Source organism: Loigolactobacillus backii (assembly GCF_001663675.1).
GTDB lineage: Bacteria > Bacillota > Bacilli > Lactobacillales > Lactobacillaceae > Loigolactobacillus > Loigolactobacillus backii.
The window spans coordinates 1,354,475-1,373,560 of sequence record NZ_CP014873.1 but is presented as its reverse complement, the minus strand read 5'-3'; the positions used below and the strand labels follow the sequence as shown (position 1 = coordinate 1,373,560).

Annotated in this window: 19 protein-coding genes; 9 read left to right on the top strand and 10 right to left on the bottom strand. The window is 39.6% G+C overall.

Annotated features, from left to right (window positions below):
- Positions 1–345: 345 nt before the first annotated feature.
- Together AYR53_RS05970 and AYR53_RS05965 are read right to left on the bottom strand one after the other, a co-directional pair.
- Positions 346–1,320 carry an amidohydrolase family protein gene (locus tag AYR53_RS05970; RefSeq protein WP_068225513.1) on the bottom strand — a complete coding sequence of 325 codons (975 nt, stop codon included), beginning with the start codon at positions 1,318–1,320 and terminating at the stop codon, positions 346–348.
- A 46-nt stretch (positions 1,321–1,366) separates the two neighbouring features.
- Positions 1,367–1,819 carry a MarR family winged helix-turn-helix transcriptional regulator gene (locus AYR53_RS05965; RefSeq protein WP_068478781.1) on the bottom strand — a complete coding sequence of 151 codons (453 nt, stop codon included), beginning with the start codon at positions 1,817–1,819 and terminating at the stop codon, positions 1,367–1,369.
- Positions 1,820–2,045: 226 nt separating this feature from the next.
- On the opposite strand from AYR53_RS05965, the gene AYR53_RS05960 reads away from it, so the two are divergent.
- Complete coding sequence (locus tag AYR53_RS05960) at positions 2,046–3,029, top strand: choloylglycine hydrolase family protein (RefSeq protein ID WP_068225515.1); 984 nt, start codon at positions 2,046–2,048, stop codon at positions 3,027–3,029.
- A 358-nt stretch (positions 3,030–3,387) separates the two neighbouring features.
- On the opposite strand, the gene AYR53_RS05955 is transcribed toward AYR53_RS05960, so the two are convergent.
- From AYR53_RS05955 to AYR53_RS05940, 4 genes are all read right to left on the bottom strand, one after another.
- A complete protein-coding gene (locus AYR53_RS05955; protein WP_068225516.1) occupies positions 3,388–4,968 on the bottom strand; it encodes an MFS transporter in 1,581 nt (526 codons plus the stop codon).
- Complete coding sequence (locus AYR53_RS05950; protein WP_068225517.1) at positions 4,955–5,521, bottom strand: PadR family transcriptional regulator; 567 nt, start codon at positions 5,519–5,521, stop codon at positions 4,955–4,957. Before AYR53_RS05950 ends, AYR53_RS05955 begins: the two co-directional genes overlap by 14 nt.
- 315 nt (positions 5,522–5,836) lie before the next feature.
- Positions 5,837–6,745, bottom strand: coding sequence for a LysR family transcriptional regulator (locus AYR53_RS05945; RefSeq protein WP_068225518.1), 909 nt, complete (start codon positions 6,743–6,745; stop codon positions 5,837–5,839).
- Between the two features lie 131 nt (positions 6,746–6,876).
- Entirely contained in the window at positions 6,877–8,646 is a 1,770-nt protein-coding gene (locus AYR53_RS05940; protein WP_068225519.1) for a CocE/NonD family hydrolase, read from the bottom strand.
- Between the two features lie 425 nt (positions 8,647–9,071).
- On the opposite strand from AYR53_RS05940, the gene AYR53_RS05935 reads away from it, so the two are divergent.
- Both AYR53_RS05935 and AYR53_RS05930 read left to right on the top strand, forming a co-directional pair.
- Complete coding sequence (locus AYR53_RS05935; protein ID WP_068225520.1) at positions 9,072–9,998, top strand: ABC transporter ATP-binding protein; 927 nt, start codon at positions 9,072–9,074, stop codon at positions 9,996–9,998.
- Entirely contained in the window at positions 9,991–10,677 is a 687-nt protein-coding gene (locus tag AYR53_RS05930) for an ABC transporter permease (RefSeq protein ID WP_068281159.1), read from the top strand. Before AYR53_RS05935 ends, AYR53_RS05930 begins: the two co-directional genes overlap by 8 nt.
- An 88-nt stretch (positions 10,678–10,765) precedes the next feature.
- Here AYR53_RS05930 and AYR53_RS05925 read toward each other — a convergent pair whose 3' ends face one another.
- Together AYR53_RS05925 and AYR53_RS05920 are read right to left on the bottom strand one after the other, a co-directional pair.
- The gene (locus AYR53_RS05925) at positions 10,766–11,662 is read right to left on the bottom strand and encodes a sensor histidine kinase (protein WP_068225522.1); all 897 of its coding nucleotides are present in this window, start codon (positions 11,660–11,662) and stop codon (positions 10,766–10,768) included.
- Positions 11,659–12,327 carry a response regulator transcription factor gene (locus tag AYR53_RS05920; protein ID WP_068225523.1) on the bottom strand — a complete coding sequence of 223 codons (669 nt, stop codon included), beginning with the start codon at positions 12,325–12,327 and terminating at the stop codon, positions 11,659–11,661. The genes AYR53_RS05925 and AYR53_RS05920 overlap by 4 nt, the downstream gene beginning before the upstream one ends.
- Positions 12,328–12,509: 182 nt before the next feature.
- Between AYR53_RS05920 and AYR53_RS05915 the strand changes: the two genes are divergently transcribed.
- The 6 genes from AYR53_RS05915 to AYR53_RS05890 all read left to right on the top strand — a co-directional run bounded on the left by AYR53_RS05915 (position 12,510) and on the right by AYR53_RS05890 (position 16,812).
- A complete protein-coding gene (locus tag AYR53_RS05915; RefSeq protein WP_068225524.1) occupies positions 12,510–13,142 on the top strand; it encodes a TetR/AcrR family transcriptional regulator in 633 nt (210 codons plus the stop codon).
- A gap of 99 nt (positions 13,143–13,241) precedes the next feature.
- Positions 13,242–13,955, top strand: a complete 714-nt coding sequence (locus AYR53_RS05910; protein WP_068225525.1) for an ABC transporter ATP-binding protein — start codon at positions 13,242–13,244, stop codon at positions 13,953–13,955.
- Positions 13,952–14,653, top strand: a complete 702-nt coding sequence (locus AYR53_RS05905) for a hypothetical protein (protein ID WP_068225526.1) — start codon at positions 13,952–13,954, stop codon at positions 14,651–14,653. The genes AYR53_RS05910 and AYR53_RS05905 overlap by 4 nt, the downstream gene beginning before the upstream one ends.
- Positions 14,654–14,656: 3 nt before the next feature.
- Positions 14,657–15,904, top strand: a complete 1,248-nt coding sequence (locus AYR53_RS05900; RefSeq protein WP_068225527.1) for an MFS transporter — start codon at positions 14,657–14,659, stop codon at positions 15,902–15,904.
- A 212-nt stretch (positions 15,905–16,116) separates the two neighbouring features.
- Positions 16,117–16,596, top strand: a complete 480-nt coding sequence (locus AYR53_RS05895) for a DUF2975 domain-containing protein (RefSeq protein ID WP_068225528.1) — start codon at positions 16,117–16,119, stop codon at positions 16,594–16,596.
- 9 nt (positions 16,597–16,605) lie between these two features.
- Entirely contained in the window at positions 16,606–16,812 is a 207-nt protein-coding gene (locus tag AYR53_RS05890; protein WP_068225529.1) for a helix-turn-helix domain-containing protein, read from the top strand.
- Between the two features lie 349 nt (positions 16,813–17,161).
- Here AYR53_RS05890 and AYR53_RS05885 read toward each other — a convergent pair whose 3' ends face one another.
- A complete protein-coding gene (locus tag AYR53_RS05885) occupies positions 17,162–17,815 on the bottom strand; it encodes an SDR family oxidoreductase (RefSeq protein WP_068225530.1) in 654 nt (217 codons plus the stop codon).
- 324 nt (positions 17,816–18,139) lie between these two features.
- Positions 18,140–19,075: an alpha/beta fold hydrolase gene (locus tag AYR53_RS05880; protein WP_068281160.1), complete on the bottom strand. Its 936-nt coding sequence runs from the start codon at positions 19,073–19,075 to the stop codon at positions 18,140–18,142.
- Between the last annotated feature and the right edge of the window lie 11 nt (positions 19,076–19,086).

The following is a 19,086-nucleotide window of genomic DNA, read 5'->3' as shown; positions in this document are numbered from 1 at the left end:
TATTCAAATACATTTCACGTGTTTAAATAATTATTGGTTAGTGATTTATAGAGAACCAAAAATTGTTGGGGGAGCGTTTGATAAACATCATTCTGAATTACAATGACAAATTTGACCAACGCAGTCATAAAAAATTAAGTTACTTTAAAAAAAGAATGATTTTTATAATTACACATAAAATTTGGCGTTTCTTACCTGCTTTATTGATTCATATTATTTGCAGATAGCGTATTAATCTAAAATGGACACTACGTTATTTACCTCCTTAACTGAAAGTAAACACGCAATGTCCATTTTTAGTGGTAAGCATCGCCTAATTTTCGAAAATATTTTTCTCGAAATACTTTATAGTTTAAACAATTTTTCGGCCGTTCCGTGGGCAAATTGCTCACGTTCCTGGTCACTGAGGTCGGCCTGAGTGATGAATTGGCCAACTTTGTCTTTGCGATTAATGTACGGATAATCCTCCGAATACATTAAATGATCGGCGCCCATCTCAGTAAGTACTAATTTCAGTTGTGGATCAGTAAACATACCCGATGGCGTCACGTAGACGTTACGCTTGTAGTAGTACTCAAATGAGTGTGGTAGATCTAAACCAGAGAAAGGTAAAAACTCACTTAGTCGTTCCATGAACATTGGCACAAACTCGCCCCAATGACCAGAAGCTAATTTAAGATTGGGGTATTTTTCCAGTAAACCGGAAATGATTAAACGCACCATTTGAACACCTTGTTCCATGTGCCAGCCCCAAGCAGCACCGCCCATAAATGTGGCAAGTGCGGGTGAGTATGCTTTACTGTCGTATAAAATTGCCTTTTGTTCGTCCTTAATGACACCGGGATGCAAATACAATGGCACATCTAATTTAGCAGCCATAGCAAAAATTGGTTCAAATTTCGGATCGTCCAAAAACTGACCGTCCACCGTGCCACTAATTATTGCGCCTTTCAGGCCAAGTGTTTTAACGGCCCTTTCAAGTTCTTTAGCCGCGGCATCAGGCACGTTAACTGGTAAGGCGGCTAAACCGGCTAAACGATCCGAATGTGCTGCTACCGCTTCCGCCAACGTATCATTTTGCGCGCGACAGGCATCCACTGTAAGTTCATCAGGTAATACTTGTGGTGAATTACCGGCGTCAGAAATCACTTGCATATCGATACCATACTTATCCATATATTCAATCCGTTTGTCGAAATTAGTTAAAACTGCGCTTAACTTCTCTTGCTGCGGATTATTATTTTTCACTTTTGAATAGGCGTTAAACTGCTTAATATTGGCTGGTGTATCAAAATGCTCTTCGACTGTAATTATTTTCAAAATGTTAGCTCCTCTAATTTATTTACTAAAAACACAAAGGCATAGCTTAACGATCGTCCCGCTTATCTGGTATCCGACTCATACTGCGCAAGGCATTAACAAAATTTTGCCGATCAGAACTATTTTTTTGTGCTGTAACGATCTTAGTTAACGCAACTTCCTCAGCATCAAGAATCTGAAGAATTTGTGGATAGATTGCTTTTCCTTTAGCAGTTAAAGCAAGTTGATAGGCTCGCTTATCCTGTGAATTCTGACGTCGTTCAATCAAACCTTGATCAATAAGTTGTTTAACTGCCCGCGTGACATTGCTAGGATCAATAAACTCTGTTGCCCCCAGAGCCTTCTGCGTTAGTCCCGGATGATCATGGATCTTTAGAATATAAAAATACTGGCTGGTACTAAGTCCAATCCTGGCCAATTGCCGATCAAGCTGCCGACTAACTTGGCGGCCGGCAATTAGCAGCCATTTATGAATTGAATTTTCACGTGATTCTGACAAAGTTTCGCCTCCTTGCAGGTAAAATACATTATGTACCATAATACTTGCGTGCGCAACTAATTAGTTGGCTTAAAAATAAACAAACCCAACCATTCAATTTGATCATAAAAACCGACGCTCAGTCGATCTAATTGTCCAACCATCATGGGCCAGCATAAGGTAAGGACTTTTTTATATTGATTTTGCGTGCTAAACTTAAACAAATTATTAGGGAGCGTGATGCAGCGTGTGTACAAGTCTAACTTACAAAAATGCCAATGATGATTGGTTTTTAGCACGAACAATGGATTTCGGATTTGAACTAGGTGGCCGGCCGGTGGCGATCCCCCGCCGGCATCATTTTACAAGCGATGCTTCTGCAGAAGGTTTTACTACTAACTACGGTTTTGTCGGTGCAGGCCGAAATCTAAACGGTTATATCCTCGTGGATGGCGTCAACGAAAAAGGAGTTGGTGCGGCGGCCTTATACTTCAACGAATCAGTTTATGCTGACCAGCCCCAAAATGGTGCAACTAACCTTGCTTCTCACGAAGTCCTTAACTGGATTTTGGGTAATGTAGCCAGCATTCCCGATTTAAAGAAGAAATTTGAAAAAGTTAACATTATGGCTGTGCCCAATAGTCTCTTAAAAATTGTTGTCCCCCTTCACTGGATCGTTGCCGATAACACTGGGGCTAGCGTTGTCATTGAGCAACAAGCGGATGGGGTAAAAATTATCGATAATCCAGTCGGTGTAATGGCCAATTCGCCGGAATTCGATTGGCATTTAAAAAATTTAAACAACTACGTTCAATTAAACCCTGCATTACACAGTGCTAAATCCTACGGTACGCTCGTTGCCAACGGCTTTGGCGCCGGAACAGGTGCACTTGGTCTACCTGGTGATTATACGTCCGTTTCACGTTTTATTCGGACTGCATTTACCCGACAACATACTGAGGTTGCAAAGGATACAGACGCAGCTATCAATACTTTGACCCACATTTTGAATAACGTTGAGATTCCAAAGGGACTTAAGATTCAGGCAGATGGCGACTTTGATTATACACAGTACCGTGGTTATATGAATTTGGCGACACCAACATTTTACATGCAACCTTACGCCGACCAAACAATTACAAAGGTTAAACTGACAGAAGAACTTTTGAACAGTAAGGCGCCTGTAGAATTTAAATTACAAACACACCAACAATTCAATGAAGTGAATTAGTGTTTAAAAACACTTTAGAGTCTATTTCACCATTGAAAATCATTACCGACTTTATTGCCACGATCAATTTTAGGTGAACCAAAGTCCAGATAGTGGCTGAAACAGTTATTTCCCTATTCACGGCCTATTGCTAAATTAATTTTTATTCAAATTAATTTTTATTCAAATTGATTGCTTATATCTCAATCTTAATTAACTCCAGTAACCATTAGTCTTCCAAATAACCTAATAATTAATAAAAGGTTCTCCCAGCCAGAAGTGTAACCACACTTTTGTTTGCGAGAACCTTTATTTTAGCGATTATTTAAAATTCATTTTCAATTGCCATTTGAAGATGGTCTGACTTTCCAGACCATTTTTATTGATTTTTTGGCCGCTCCGAGATTTCTGGCGCGGCAACGTGATTATGCAATAATAGCATAGAACCGATACCGCCAAAAATAACAATTCCTGCTGTAGTTACACACACAGCAACCATTCCTTTATCGTAGGCCCTAACCACCACATGCTGGAACGCTTGGGCAAATGGTGCTTGACTGACACGATGAGAAAAAGCAATTCCATGACCAGAAAATGGTCCGGCCTTGATCAATGCCTGTTTCAAACCATTCATTGCTGCAACAGGCATGTTGATCCGACCAAGATGGCCATTGAGATAAGTTTCATACTGTGAATTTTGAATGAGACCTAAACCGACAACTCCAACTGTTGTGCCCAATTGCCGGAAGACATTTAAAAGCCCTGAGGCCATCCCCATTTCACTAGGAATAACGCCTTCCATACCAGTCGTATTCAGTAACGGATTAACCATCCCGTTGGTAAACCCAATCAGAACCATGCCGGGCCACAGATCAACAAAACTGACTCCAGGACTGATTGCCCGAGCAATCAATAAAAAGCCAACTCCACCAATAAATAAACTGATGACAATCATCCATTTTTTAGAATAACGCGAACTCAGAATACCAACAATTGGGCCCAAAATTAATGACCACGCACTGATGGTTAATTGACGGACACCAGTTTGGATGGCCGAATAGCCAATGTAATTTTGCATCAACGGTGTTAAATAAGCGTTGAAGGCGTAGAGACCTGCACCTAAAACAAAGGCGACAAGGATAATACCAATAAAATGGGGCCGCTTAAACATGCTAACGTCAACCATCGGATCAGCGACGTGCAGCTCAACGATCACAAAAACAATCAATAAAATGACACCACTTACTAACCAGCCACTAACCTGAATGCTTGCCCAACTTAAATGGGGCCGACTTTCTTTAACAATCAAGCCATAAATAATGGCAAACAAACCAGCGGCCGAAAGGAGCATTCCACCTAAATCAATTCGTTGGTTCTTACCGTAACTTGGTGTTTCTTTGACAAAAATAATTATCATGATCACCGCCAAAATACCAAATGGTACATTAACGTAAAAAATGGCCGACCAACCAAAATGATCGACCAAGTAACCACCGATCAGTGGTCCCGAAGCAGTTGAGATTCCCATAATCGAACCTAAAATACCCAGTGCCAAACCACGATTGCGCCCGCTAAAGTTAGAGGCAACTAGCGCCATTGACAGTGACATCATTCCGGCGCCACCAATTGCCTGGATCCCACGGCCAATATCTAGGGCCAACAAACTTGGTGCCATACCGTTTACAGCCGAAGCGATTACAAATAAAATTAATGAACCGAGGAAGATCTTTTTACGGCCGTACATATCGCCTAATTTTGACATAATCAGCAAGGTTACTGCATAGACCAAAGTGTAGGCGTTCAACACCCACTGTAGATTAGTAAAAGTTGTTTTAAAACTGCGCACCATTGTTGGTAGTGCCACATTAACAACAGTCACATCAAGTAGACCCATAAAAACACCTAAACTCATTGCTGCCAGTGCAATCCACTGTCTTACTTTACTCTCATTCTGTTGCATTAAGATTCTCCTTTTGTTCCAGATCAGCCTGATATTGCTTGATCCAATCCTGTTTAGTTTTACAAATAGCAATACTTAAATCTAGCGCCCGCAATCCCGCCTCAAACGAAGCAGCAATTGTGGGTTCTTCATTCGTTAGCTGGGCTTGTAAATGTGCCTGAAAATGCCGGTAAACATCCAAATCAGTCTGCGTTGCTGTAGCGTATTCATTCAGAATTACCCGCTGCGTTGCGATATCCACCCCAGACATTCCCCGAAATTTAAAGCGATAAATCGATTCACGTTTGGCATCCATTGCCACAGGTAGCAACATTAATTCTTGAAAACGCTGTTTGCCTAATTCCGTAATCTGCATCATTTTTTTATTTCGAGACTCATCTTGGCTGGCTATCTCTTCAATATAGCCTTGTTTTGTGAGGCGATTAAGTAACGGGTACATAACCCCATTCGAAATTACACGGCGCGGTACCAAGCTACTCTCCAGCACTTGGCCAAGCTTGTAACCCGACATTTTATGCGTTCTTAAAATACCTAAAATCAATAATTCATACATGTTTGCCTCCTATATGTCGTAGCGACTGATTAAGTATACGTCGGTACGACATATTACGCAAGCCAAATATTTTCAGTAATTTTATTTGAAGTCTTAAAATCTCCGAAAAACGGCTGCTCCTTCTTGGTATTGGTTAGCGCTAAGCAGATAAAAAAGGCCTTTATGGTTAACTGATGAATGATGCTATCTCATCGGCTAACCATAAAGGGACCACTTTTAATCTATTTTCGAATTTAAACAATTAACTGATTACTGCCTAATCTTGCGTAATTGAAATCTAACCCAAAAACAACAATTCTGGTAATACCAGATTACTTACAACTTAGATGAATTTCTTTTTATAAATGCAAACAGTTCTTGAAGAAGTTTATTATCATTACTTTTATTAATGGCACTGATAATATCCTGGTCGCGGCCAACGTTTTCTAAATCACTAATTTTGATGTGATATTTTTCTTCCAACGTACCATCATTCATTCCTGAATATAAAAAGGCCAATCCCTTCCCCATTGAAACCATGGACAGGCCCTCATCGAGATCCTTGACGTAATAATTTGCCTTTAAGTTAAACCCATTTTTAAGACCTTGATTAATAACGTAATCCACAATCACTGGCGACTGCTGTCTTTCAAGTAAAATAAACGTTTCCTGCTTTAAATCAGCAAAAACTATATTTTGCTGCTGACTTAGTGGGTGCTGAATGGGTATTGCAATTTGTAAATGATTTTTCATAAAGAGCGACTTCTTAATATTTTTGTTGGTCTTAAAATAAGAAGTTAGTCCAAAAACCAAGTCATAGCGCCCATCATCGAGACCGTCTGCTAAATTCAGCGGTATATCCTGATTCATTAAAAATTGAACATTTGTATGTTCAGCTTTAAACCGATCCAACAATTTATACATGTGCCCCAAATTAAAATTTGGTAAATAACCAATTTTTAAAATGACTGCTGTCTGTCCCGCGTTTGCTTGCTGGTCAAACATGTGCGCTAAATGATCAACGCGTTCTAAAACATCCGTTGTTTCAATTAAAAATCTTTCACCTTCACGCGATAATTTTAACGAGTGACTCTGGCGAATAAATAATGTGACTCCTAATTCAGTTTCCAATTCCTGAATTCGTCTACTTAGCGTTGGTTGCGAGATGAAAAGCTTTTCTGAAGCCTTAGTAAAGCTTTTCTCAGTCGCAACCGCAACAAAATAGTTTAACGTTGATAGCTTCAATAGATAGCTCCATTCTAAAAAAATATGTTTGTAGCAACTTTAGCTTAAAGTTACTACAAACATACTAGTTCGACAATATCTATTATTTATTTAACAGCAACGTACTTAAAAAAGCAGATTTTTGCGACCCACTAATTTGCTGGAGTTGTCATTAATGGTAATTGAAGGTAGGAAGCGTATTCGCCACCTGTATGGAGAATGTGTACCCCCTTATTATCAACCTGACCACCTGGTGTTCCAGGCATTACGCCGCCGAGCTCATCTTTGGAGCTGATAACAACTCTTAGCGTTTCACCTGCTTTGTATTCCAAGCCAATGGCACTTAGAACAATGTCTAATGAAACAATTTCGCCCTTTTCAAGTTTTTCTACTCGGTCAAATGTGTATGCTGGAATCTCATCGGTTGCGACTTGATCATCCAGGTGCCGCATTGAAGCGCGCAAACGCCCCCACGCACCCTTATAACGAAGTGCAGATGCCCCTTCTTGCGTGAAATCTTGGAGGGCAGCACCGTGATTAGGTACGACAAATTCGCTTAAAACATTCCCAAATTTATCCAATTTTTGAATCCAAACGAAGACATCCATATCATTATAGCCGTCAACTTCCATAAAAAGTTTTGCCTTAGGATAGCCGACAAACTGCGTATCTTTAGCAAAAGTTGTTTGGAATGAAGCCCGTCCTGGAAGACCACCCGCCACATATTTAACCGGGAAATCTTTTACTTCGGGCTGAGCCTGCAATGTTCGTGCTAAACCATTCATGTAATAACGCGTATTTTGGCTGCCGGCCGGTGGAAATGCAGCGGCCGGTATATCAGTTTGATTATGACCTTCAAAATCAATGACCGTATAACGAACCTTAGGTGTATCTGGCCAGTTATTGTCCTTGTCTAAAAGATAATAACCGAAGAAACGGCGTAATTCTTCGGTATTAGCTTCATCGTAGTAATATGGCCATTCTTGCCGATCATGAATTCGAAGCCATTTTTCTTTTGAGCCTAACGTCCGCCACGAACGGAATGTTCCCATTGTGTGCAACGTGTTTGAATAACTGGCAATAACAAAGGCAGGAACAGTGATTTCACTTGGATGAGCAACTTTATCTTGCCAAATATCTGCTGTAGCCAAAGGTTCAGCCTGCAATTCCTTCGTCAAATCTTCACGTTTTGCGCCAGTTGCACTAACATGGTTAACCGCCAAACGTTCAATAAAGTTTTCGTCTGGAATACCGCCAATATAGGCTAAATCGCGGTAGCCATCAGCCAGCCCTTCAGTCGGGTTGATACAAGTTAAATGTGGTGGCTTTGCGGCAGCAATATACCATTGAGAAAAGGCCAGATAGGATGTGCCCGTCAATGCAGTTTTACCATTAGACCATGATTGGGCGGCCAACCATTCAATTAGGTCATAGCCATCTTCTGCTTCTTGTGAACCGAGCATAGTTGTATTACCTTCACTATGAGCGATACCACGCATGTCAGGATTACAAACAGCGTAGCCTTTTGATACCCAATAGGCCGGATCTGGCGCTTCGAACTTAGTTAAACCAGAATTCCATTTTTCACCCATCCCAAGCATATTGAAAAGATTGACGTAACGTGGTGCCGTACCGGCGCTCTTACCATAAGGACTCCAAGCAATCAATGTTGGTACCTTTTCGCCAGTTGTTGGTAGGTAAATATCTGTATAAATTGTGACGCCATCGCGTAATTTAACCGGGACGTCCTTTAACATTTTAATATCACAAGTTAATGGTTTGAATCCTTCAGCAATTTGTTGACCCTTTTTTAAAATCATTTCTTTTGTTTCAAATGGACTAAGAACACCATGTTCAACGCCATTATCAATGTAATCAAAAGATGGGCTAAATTTCATTTTTTCAGTAATTTTTACAGTCATTCGTATTACCTCCAATTAAATATGTCTAAGTGATTAACTACTTTGAAGTATATCGGCCAGCATTGCGGAAGTACAATCGTTTTTCTGGATACTCATTTTATGAATACCGTGTTATTTATAAAGTGAATAGCAGGTGGCTTCAACATTTTCATAAAGACCTTTATAGTAAGTCAACTGGTAATTGGAGTATGTTGAGCAACTTTGCCCGTATTTTTCCGACAAATTTTTGCTAATCAAAAATATGTCAATGTTATTAATTTACACAATAATTTCTAAAAAGGCAGCTATGACTATAATTTTAGGAAAAAAAACATTGTTTATTACGTTCTACCAACACCATTTAATAAATAATTAAGCTTTCAATTAACTTCTTGTTAAGATTCTGACCACATGCTGAAGATAGTCAGAAAAAGGAGGTCGCAATGATGGAAGAGGTTTTAAAAATTGATCAAGTAGCAAAACAATTTGGTCGGCAAACCGTTTTAAATGATGTTAATATCACGCTTCATCGTGGTGATATTTATGGGCTCATCGGGCGAAATGGTGCTGGAAAAACCACCATTCTAAAATCAATCATTAAACTTATTCAACCTACTAAAGGAACAATTACTCTGTTTGGTGTAACTAAGGGCTCAAATTATATTCACCAGCTCAGGCGAACCGGAAGTATTATCGAAAGTCCAGTGGCAGTTGACCAGCTAACGGCCCGTCAAAACTTAATTTATTACAGTAAAATCCATGGCGTGGTTGATTCAAACGCTGTAGATGACACTTTAAAGTTTGTTGGCCTAGATACAACAGGAAAAAAGAAATTTAAAGATTTTTCTCTGGGAATGAAGCAAAAAATGGGATTGGCAATTGCCCTTCTCAATAAACCGGATTTCCTTATTTTGGATGAACCAATTAACGGTCTTGATCCAATCGCTATTGTTGAATTTCGTGAACTACTCTTAAAACTCAATCGTACCCAACAAATGACGATTCTAATTTCAAGTCATATTTTGGATGAACTTTATCAATTGGCCACACGCTTTGGCATTTTAAATAATGGTACTATCGTCAAGGAAATCACTAAGCAGGAATTTGAAGAACAGAGCCGTGAATTTATCAAACTTGAGGTCGATAATCCTGATCTGGCCACGAATGTGCTTCGAAAAATTGGCTGCTCTAATTTTAAAGTGATTAACGACCATCGGATTAATATTTATCAACTGGATATTGCTAATGCAAAGATTGCATCTAGTTTAATTGAAAACCAAGTCCAATTATCAACGATTACGCGTGAAGGTTTAAATCTGGAACAATATTTCAAACAATTAATTGATGGAATGGGAGGTGAACAAGATGTTTAATATGATTCGCGGTGATTTCTATCGTTTAAAACACTCCAAAGGATTTTACATTACCGAATTTATTCTGATTGCTTTAGTTCTAAGTTCGGTTTTAACAGGTACTTTAGGCACTATTGGTGCTCGCTCTGACTCGATAGAGGAATTTCAGCAAGCCGGTGGCGCCTGGAACGCGGTTAAAGCAACAAAATTAATGACCAGCATGTGCAGTTTTTTGATTTATTTAATTCTCCCATTATTTATTATGACAACTGGTTTTGAATTCTCACGGCGTTCCTATAAAAATCCTCTAAGTAGCGGTATGACAAGGCTAAATTATTATTTATCAAAATATTCTGTATTTATCGTAATTGTTTTGCTTCAAGTAATTTTATATTACGGAACAGTCTATGTCGTTACTGGTATTAAAAACGGATTTGGTATTTTTACATTAAATTTTGGAATTAAAATGGCACAAGCAATTTTATTACAGTTGTTATTACTATTAGCAATTTTTTCTGTTTCTATATTAGTCCTCTTTATCACGTTCTCTACGATTTCGGCTGTTGTAACTACTATTATTTTTCCACTACTGGTGAACATTTTACACATGATTTTCATTAAGGTTGCTTGGCTCAAATACTTCGATTTTCAGGGAACGATCGATTCTGCCTATTTCACTCATTTTCAACCCAAAATTTAGAGTTTTACATTTTGGCAGCCTGTGGCACCATTGTTGTCTGTGGATTATTGTCTACTTATATTTTCAATCAAAAAAATCTGTGATTCACTCACAGATTTTTTTTGATAAAGGCTAATTCAATTGTAAAATTTGTCTTCTTGGTTTGAATAGTCATTGTGCCATTCATCAGCTTGGCCAATTTTTCCGTGATGTATAGACCTAGGCCGGCATTTTCCGACTTACGCGCTAAATCCTCGGTGTAAAAACGATTAGTCAACCGATCTGGATTCCTAATTGGTTGGGCTAACGAATTCTCAAACTTTAGCCACAAACGCTGGTCATCACTTTTTAAAGTAATCGTGGCCGTGGCAGTTCCATGTTCTAAAATATTGCCCAAAATGTTTTGTAAAATCCGTTGGAATGCATCATGATCGACCACCCACCAGCAATTGGACTGAAGATTTAGTTTCAGTTCAATTTTTTTACTTGTAAGCGCTTCGTACATCCCCAAAATCATTTCTTGAAGGAAGTTGGTCACGTTAATTTTTTGGAAATTAAGAGCCAATTTATGTTCGTTCAAACGATTATACATCAACAATAAATCTAGATGCTTGGCGACATTATTTAAATTCTGTTCGATCCGTTCCAAACTTTGTCGATCATCATTTTGGATAGTTGTATTCTTCAGCAGAACTTGCGTGTACCCACTGGCCACCGTCAATGGAGTTCTTAAATCATGGGCAATATTGTGAATGGCGACATCTTGTTCCCCTTTCAACTGGTAGAGTTGCTGCTCACTTTTTTGATGTTTATTTAATAAGAGATTCACTTTGTGAGCGAGATCCTTAACTAAAAAATTACGCGAATGGAGATTCAGTTCTTGATTTGTGGAATCCTGGATAATCACATTTAGCTGGGAAATCACCCGTTTTACGTCAAATAAAACAAACAACAGGTAGCCACAAAGCAACAATAAAATAATAACTATAATTGCTAAAATCATCATGCGAGTTTGACCCCGATTCCCCATACCGTTTGGATATAATTATTGTTAGGATCCATTGTTTGCAGAACTTTTCTCAAGTTACTAAGGTGAACATTCATCGTGTTGTCATCGTCGTAATATTCTGCCTGCCAAACTGCACGGTAAAGTTGCTTCTTAGTGAAGATTTGTTTTGGATGTGTGAATAATGTTTTGAGAATATCAAATTCTTTCTTTTTCAGTAATTGTGTTTGTGCGCCATTGGTAATCGAAAAAGTCGCAGGTAATAACGTAATGGCCTTATACTGCACACTTGCCACAGTACTTTTAGTGACATGATCTCGCAATTGAACACTAATGCGCGCCTGTAATTCTTCAATATCAAATGGTTTCGTGATGTAGTCGTTTGCACCCGCCAATAGAAGTTTGGCAATATCTGGACGTGTATCTAAGGCCGTCAAAATAATGACGGGAATTTTTGTCTGCTGGCGGAGTTCGCCTAAAACTTCATCGCCACTTTTTCCCGGCAACATTCGATCGAGCAAAACTAAATCAATTGAATTTGCATTAAACAACAGTAATCCTTCTGTCCCGGAATAAGCGCTGACAAGCTGATAATGTGCTTGCAAAACTTTTTTGAGTAATTCCTGCATTTCATTATTATCTTCGACAATTAAAATTGTTTTCATAGACACATCCCACCTTAAATCTATTATAACCTGCACAAGTCACAAAAAGTGAAAATCAAGAAATTTGCAGTTTCTTCCGAATAAAGCCCCTATCCTGTTCCTAAAATTCTAGTTGACGTAACTACCAAAGGAGTTTATTCTGGCATTAGATACCAATGGTATGTAAAGGCGGTGAATGATTCGTGGCAAGAGGGCGTAATCCCGAAGAGACACGTAGAAAAATTCTGGAGGTCTCACGAAAATTATTTTTGGAAAAAGGCTTCGATAATACAAGTGTTCAAGACATTATTGATCAGCTTGGCGGCATGACCAAGGGTGTTATTTATTATCACTTCAAGTCAAAATTTGATATTTTACAGGCAATCGTTAATGTGACTGAACAGGACGTTGGTGAATTCAAATGGCACGGCAATAATGGTTTGGAAAAATTGCAGAATTCGTTGAAAGAGGCCTTTAGCAATTTGGAACAGCAAAAGCTCGCCTACTCGGCGGCAATCACTTTGCGCAGTCCGCGATTACTTGGTGAACAATATCTCGACATGTTCAAATATGCGGTCCCCGAAATTCAGGCATTAATTCAAGAAGGCCGTGCGGATGGCTCAATTAAAACGAACTATCCAGAAGAATTGGCTGATTTAATCGTCCTCACGTTAAATATTTGGATCGGTTTCCAGTCTTCAGTACTCACAGAAGATGAGTTACGCCGTAAAATCAGTTTTATCAAACTGACTTTTGACGGATTAGGCGTACCAGTGATCAACGATGAGCTCTTGGACCTGATTTACAAATTATTCAATCATTTGAAAAAAGAATAGCAGCGGCTATTTTTTAGGCGAGCTACATACTGCTAGTATGTTAGCTAGCCAATATTTTTTAAAATATTACATACCAATAGTATGTTACGGAGGTAAACTATGAAACCAATCATCAATATTCATAACCTTGAAAAAAGTTATCAGGGAAAGCCTGTTTTACGCGAAATTAATCTCACAATTCAACCTGGTGAAATTTGCGCAATCCTCGGCAAAAACGGTGCGGGTAAATCTACTTTATTCAAATTAATTGCCGGCATGGCAACCTGTACGGGCGGTAGAATCGAGGTTCTCAATTCGGATCCGACTGACCCTAAAATTCGGAAACACATGGGTATCACAATCAATGAACCTGTTTTCTACGAACATCTATCTGGTTGGCAAAATTTACAGATCCACGCCGCCTATTATGGTGTTAAAGCCGTCAATATTAACCAAGCATTGCTCGCCGTCGATCTTGAACCCAGCAATCAAACGCCGGTCAAACAATACTCTTTGGGCATGCGACAACGTTTATCAATTGCACGTTGCTTGTTGCACAAGCCTGAATTGGTAATTATTGACGAGCCGTTGAATGGACTTGATCCCAAAGGAATTCGCGATTTTCGTCGTTTGCTGGAAAGTTTGCAAAAAACTGGTGTCTCCATTGTTATGTCGAGCCATATTTTGGCAGAGGTACAAAGCGTCGCAACACGGATTGTGGTTCTCGCTGAAGGAAGCATCGTTGCCGATGAGACTAAAGAGGTCTGGTTGGCCGCTGACTCAACTGATTTTGAAACAGCGATGATCAATTTAATGGAGGGTTTGGCCAAATGAAATTATTCAAACTGGAACTTGAAAAAGTTGATCTTAAAAACTATTTGCGGATTGCCCTATTCATTCCACTCATCGTGTTAATTTTCGTTTACTTCTTTGCCAGCGTCCCTTATTTTGATGCAACAACAGCAACCACGGATCCGGAGCTTTTATCCTATAACTTTATTTTATTAATGGGCTTCCTCTTGAATACTGCCGCTTTCACTTTTCTTGGCGCCACCATGATGGGAAAAATCGTGATGAACGCCTATTCAGAAAAAAACGTCTACCTGACATTAAGTTATCCGGTCTCTCGCCGCAAATTATTATTTGTAAAATTAAAACTCGTGAATCTGTTTTGTGGTGTTTTATCAATGCTGAGTTTTGCGCTAGTTATTTCAATTTTTCTCGGAATTGAAGCAGTCATACCAATCGTTCAGGATCAATTAACCTTGACTACTTATCTTGGTCAGTTACCTTTTATCCTGTTATCTGCATTGATTGTACCGGCAATCAGTCTTTGCTCACTGTGGATCGGTTGGAAAAAGAATTCATTGGCATTATTAATTTTCTCTGCGATCATTCTTTTTTCATTGATGAGTAACACCGCTAGTCTTGGCAGCGGCATTACTTTCTATGCTTTTACTTTCATTTACCTGTTTCTGGCTGTAATCGTGACTTTATCGCTGATCTCAAAGGTCGACAAAATGGAGGTTTAGCCCATGGTCTACATAAAAACGTGGATTTTGCTAATTTTGAGCCAATTGTTTTCGGTCATCGGAACAGTCATCATTCAATTTGCACTTTCCTTATACATTTTAGATTTAACCGGCTCTGCATTAACTTTTAGTGTGATCACCAGTCTGGCCGTTGTTGGCCGGTTGGTGATGTTACCTTTCTGTGGCATTTTGGCCGATCGAATGAATAAACGGTTGGTCATGATCTTGATGGATAGTGCCTATCTTGGCGTGACTATTCTAATGGCCTTGGCAGTTGGCGCCAATAATCGCATTCTGTTCATTGGCGGGCTAACCTGTATCATGGGAATGGTCTCTGCTTTTGAAACGCCAATCGCACAGTCGACGATTCCTTTGATCAGTAACGCTGATGATCTACCCAAAATAACCAGTATTGTCAATGGTATCGGCATCCTCGGTAATTTGTTTGGACCAATTCTGGCCGGTGCAATTTACCAGCAAAATGCAATGCAATTTATTTTCTTACTTTGCGGTTTGTTTTTCATCCTTGCCATTGGCCTTGAGTATTTCCTGCACTTCAAGGAACTACCGGTCAAAAATAAATTTGTGTCAATTCAGCAAGTTATTAAAGCGGATACTTTGGAAATCACCGCTTACCTAAAACGTCAAATAGCGATTTTCCAGATTTATCTTTTAATTTTTTTATTGAATCTCTTTTTAAGTTCATTTATTCAAGTTGTCATCCCTTACCTGGCCAGAATTAAATTAGCCGTCAGCAATCAACAATTTGGTCTCATGAACGCTTTCTTCGCACTCGGTGGGCTCCTTGGCTCAATTTTATACGGTGTTCTTTCGAAAAAAATTCACCCAGCCTCAATTCCACAACAACTTGTTATTATTGGTTTACTTTTTCTAACCCTGGCCTTGCCACTAGGTTGGTTCACACAACGGGCAATCAGTTTTAACTTTATGACAGGCCTTGTCGCTATTTTACTTGCCTTGGTCACAATGGTTTCGGTTCAATTGATCGTTTTTATTCAAATCACTGCCGAGCCCCAGTTATTAGGTCGTTTAATGTCATTCGTCATGATCGCTGGTACGTTGGCAACACCACTAGGCCAAATATTGTTTGGCTGGTTAAGTAATACGCTAACCAACACGCAAATGATTTATTTAGTAGGCGCAATTAGTACAATCACAATTATGTTAGCAAAATTCAGTTGGCAAATCTTTGACCACCCTACTGATAATAAAAAAACAAAGCCACGATGATCTTCTATTCATATATTAATTTTGGCAACTACTAAAATGTGTGAAACAAGGTGACCTTCTGCATCTCATTTTTTCTTCCTACTCTTCAATCACTAAACCACTAATTCAAACCGTCATCAGCACAATAGTTATATTGAAAAAGAATATATTTTTATTGATAAACGATAAATTTATGGTAAAATAAAATCAACTAAATTATGAGGTGAACGCTGATGAAACGTGAAACACTTTTTCTTAAATCCGTAATTTATCTAATGGCCTTATTCGTTTTAGGTCTATGTATCGTGGCACTGCCCTTAGTTTCTAGTGCGATTACGGCCCCGCACTGGAACCTTAAATTAATGTATGCCGCTACTTCTATTGGTTTATACGCTAGTGCCGCGGCATTTTATGTAGCTTTATGGCAAGGTTTATTGCTGCTTAGCTACATTGACAACGACAGCGCTTTTTCCGAATTGTCGATTCACGCCTTACGCAAAATTAAAGTGAGTGCAGCGGTAATGAGCGGTTTGTATTTTCTCGGTCTACCCATGTCCTACCTCGCCGCGCAAGAACAAGACGCCCCCGGAATCATTGTTATTTGTTGCCTGTTTGTGGTTGCTGCTAGTACGATTGCAGTCTTCGCGGCCGTTTTACAAAAACTATTGACCCACGCCATCGCGTTAAAACGCGAAAACGACTTAACGGTCTGAGGTGCGCCTATGGCAATAATTATTAATCTAGACGTTATGCTGGCCAAACGTAAAATGAGCGTTACCAAGTTATCACAGCACGTCGGCATCACCATGGCCAATCTTTCCATTTTAAAAAACGGCAAGGCCAAAGCAATTCGTTTTTCTACGCTAGAAGCGATCTGTGCCGCCTTGGATTGTCAACCCGGAGACATTCTCGAATATCGTGCACTGTAAGTGAAATAATGTCCAGATTGCTATTTTGCTTGGCGTCATTCAGCAAAAATACTGTTATTGCAGGTAATGCAGTTATTGACAATAATTCTGCTAAGACACTTAAACAACCGAATTTAATGCACGATTGCTAAATTATCGAATTTACTAAAAATAGCCTCAAAAAGTAAGACATTGAAACACCTCATAATTGTTAGACAAAGAATCTAACGATTATGAGGTACTTCATATTTAGTCCAACTTTTTGAGGCTATTATTTTTATACAATGCATCCTCAAAGGGCCGAAAAGCCACCCTAATTATTTAAGTAAAAGTGAGTAAACTTAAACCACAAATCAATCTATCATTTACCTTAATAAACTGGTTGATTTTCTCCTTGCGTTGCCGGATCAGCTATCCCAACACTATCATTTTTCAAAAATTCTGGTTCAGCAATTATCCGTAAAACAACATCGGCAATACTTTTCCGTGAACCCGAAACACCAAGGTACGGCTCATTTTTATGGGTGATTTCATACTTAACTTCACGATCATTTAACCATGGCAAACGCAGTGTTGTGTAATCTAATCCTGATTGTTCCATGATTTGATCGGACTTCAATGCCGATGATAATCCAGCACCAATCGTTTGTTGGTTCCACTTGCCAAAAGCGCCAGGTACTTCGTCATAAATACCCAGAACATTAGTGTAGACCAATCGTTTAACACCAGCTGCCTGCATTGCGGCAACAACGTTTTGCGTCTGATGGTTGTCACTAGTGTGATCCACCACCCCAACAAAGACAATGTCTTGACCCTTAACCGCCTGCTTGAGATCCTCTAGACTATCCAAACTACCTTCAATCAACGTGACCCGCGAATTGTTGGCCAAAGCGGCTAACCGGGACTTATTACGTAAGAAAAGCGTCAAGCGAACATCTGCAAACTTATCTTCATTCAAAATTTGTTCTTCAACTAACCGAGCAATTTGTCCATTAGCTGCAATAATTAAAACATTTTTGGTCATTTTAAATTCCTCCAATTTCAAGAATAATAAAAATAATGATGATAACCATTATTTTTTCGTCTGGCTACTGATCGCCTTCAAAAGATCTATGCTCTTCAAGATCAGTAGTTTTCGTCATTTCGACTATGCCCGTAGTATAAACCATCGTGTACACTCCATAGCAAGCACAAGATTCAATTAGTTCGCGTTTCTGCAATTTAAATTCAGCAAAATTGAAAGCTCTTGTCGTAACAAGAAACCCAGTATGGTATTTATAAAGAAAAAGTAGCTAATCCCCTTAAAAGAGAACTAACTACTTGATTAAAGACGACGTTCTTAAAATAATCATTTAGCCGCCAATTGTTTCAAAATTATGTTGGCAACCTCTTCCGGCTGATCCAACCACGGCATGTGACCTGCTCCTTTGATTTCTTCCAACCTGCCCTGTGGCGTTGCCTGCGCAATTTTTTCTCCAAGTTCAGGCTTCTCAAAGGTATCATTACTGCCCCACAACAAGGTCATGGGGACCTGTAGCGTTGCAAGCTGTTCAGCGGTAATTCCGTTATGTTTCTTCGGGTCATTCATTGCCTGCAGCAAACTGATGGTGGACAACCCAAAACTTGGCAACTGATCAAAAGCAAAAGTTGCTTCAGCGAATGAATGCGGCAGTTTAGCCACAGCATCTGGATCAGTCCCCATCAACTTCTGGTTGCGCAGCGCGTGATCAGCATCTTTCGGCACTACAAGTTTATCCGCCAATTTTGATACACCAGGTAGTGCCATCGCCTTCAAGAATCCTGGCGTTTTGTCCATTAGTATGCGGCCTGGATTACCGGTTGTGATCACTTGCGTAACCCGTTCCGGGTGGGCCAACGCATACCAAGTGCTCCAATGGGCCCCCATCGAGTGAGCAAGCAGTGGTACCCGATCCAATTTTAGTTGATCCAATACACTAGTAAATAGATTGATGGCAAAATCGTGGACTTCCACTTGATTGTGATCCATACCATCACTTAGGCCGCCACCTGGACGTGCCATTACGTAAAACTTATAACCAGGTAGTTTAGAAAACAGTGGAATCCACGGGTATGGGTCGTCAGTATTTCCTGGAACCACTAAAACCGGAGTGCCCTCCCCAATAATTAGGATTCGTACTTGAAGGCCTTGATACGTCAGCCAGCGATTTTCACCCTTCAGCCCGTAATCGCTGAGTAGCTTTGTTTCCGCCGCCTCGGCCTGCTTAAAAACATTGCTTTCGTGATCCAATATTGGTTGCGTCATATTAATGACCT

Coding starts and splice junctions, on each gene's coding strand:
- AYR53_RS05955 (WP_068225516.1), bottom strand. CDS start 4,968: ATGCAACAGAATGAGAGTAAAGTAAGACAGTGGATTGCACTGGCAGCA.
- AYR53_RS05950 (WP_068225517.1), bottom strand. CDS start 5,521: ATGTATGAATTATTGATTTTAGGTATTTTAAGAACGCATAAAATGTCG.
- AYR53_RS05940 (WP_068225519.1), bottom strand. CDS start 8,646: ATGACTGTAAAAATTACTGAAAAAATGAAATTTAGCCCATCTTTTGAT.
- AYR53_RS05935 (WP_068225520.1), top strand. CDS start 9,072: ATGGAAGAGGTTTTAAAAATTGATCAAGTAGCAAAACAATTTGGTCGG.
- AYR53_RS05930 (WP_068281159.1), top strand. CDS start 9,991: ATGTTTAATATGATTCGCGGTGATTTCTATCGTTTAAAACACTCCAAA.
- AYR53_RS05925 (WP_068225522.1), bottom strand. CDS start 11,662: ATGATGATTTTAGCAATTATAGTTATTATTTTATTGTTGCTTTGTGGC.
- AYR53_RS05920 (WP_068225523.1), bottom strand. CDS start 12,327: ATGAAAACAATTTTAATTGTCGAAGATAATAATGAAATGCAGGAATTA.
- AYR53_RS05910 (WP_068225525.1), top strand. CDS start 13,242: ATGAAACCAATCATCAATATTCATAACCTTGAAAAAAGTTATCAGGGA.
- AYR53_RS05905 (WP_068225526.1), top strand. CDS start 13,952: ATGAAATTATTCAAACTGGAACTTGAAAAAGTTGATCTTAAAAACTAT.
- AYR53_RS05900 (WP_068225527.1), top strand. CDS start 14,657: ATGGTCTACATAAAAACGTGGATTTTGCTAATTTTGAGCCAATTGTTT.
- AYR53_RS05895 (WP_068225528.1), top strand. CDS start 16,117: ATGAAACGTGAAACACTTTTTCTTAAATCCGTAATTTATCTAATGGCC.
- AYR53_RS05890 (WP_068225529.1), top strand. CDS start 16,606: ATGGCAATAATTATTAATCTAGACGTTATGCTGGCCAAACGTAAAATG.
- AYR53_RS05885 (WP_068225530.1), bottom strand. CDS start 17,815: ATGACCAAAAATGTTTTAATTATTGCAGCTAATGGACAAATTGCTCGG.
- AYR53_RS05880 (WP_068281160.1), bottom strand. CDS start 19,075: ATGACGCAACCAATATTGGATCACGAAAGCAATGTTTTTAAGCAGGCC.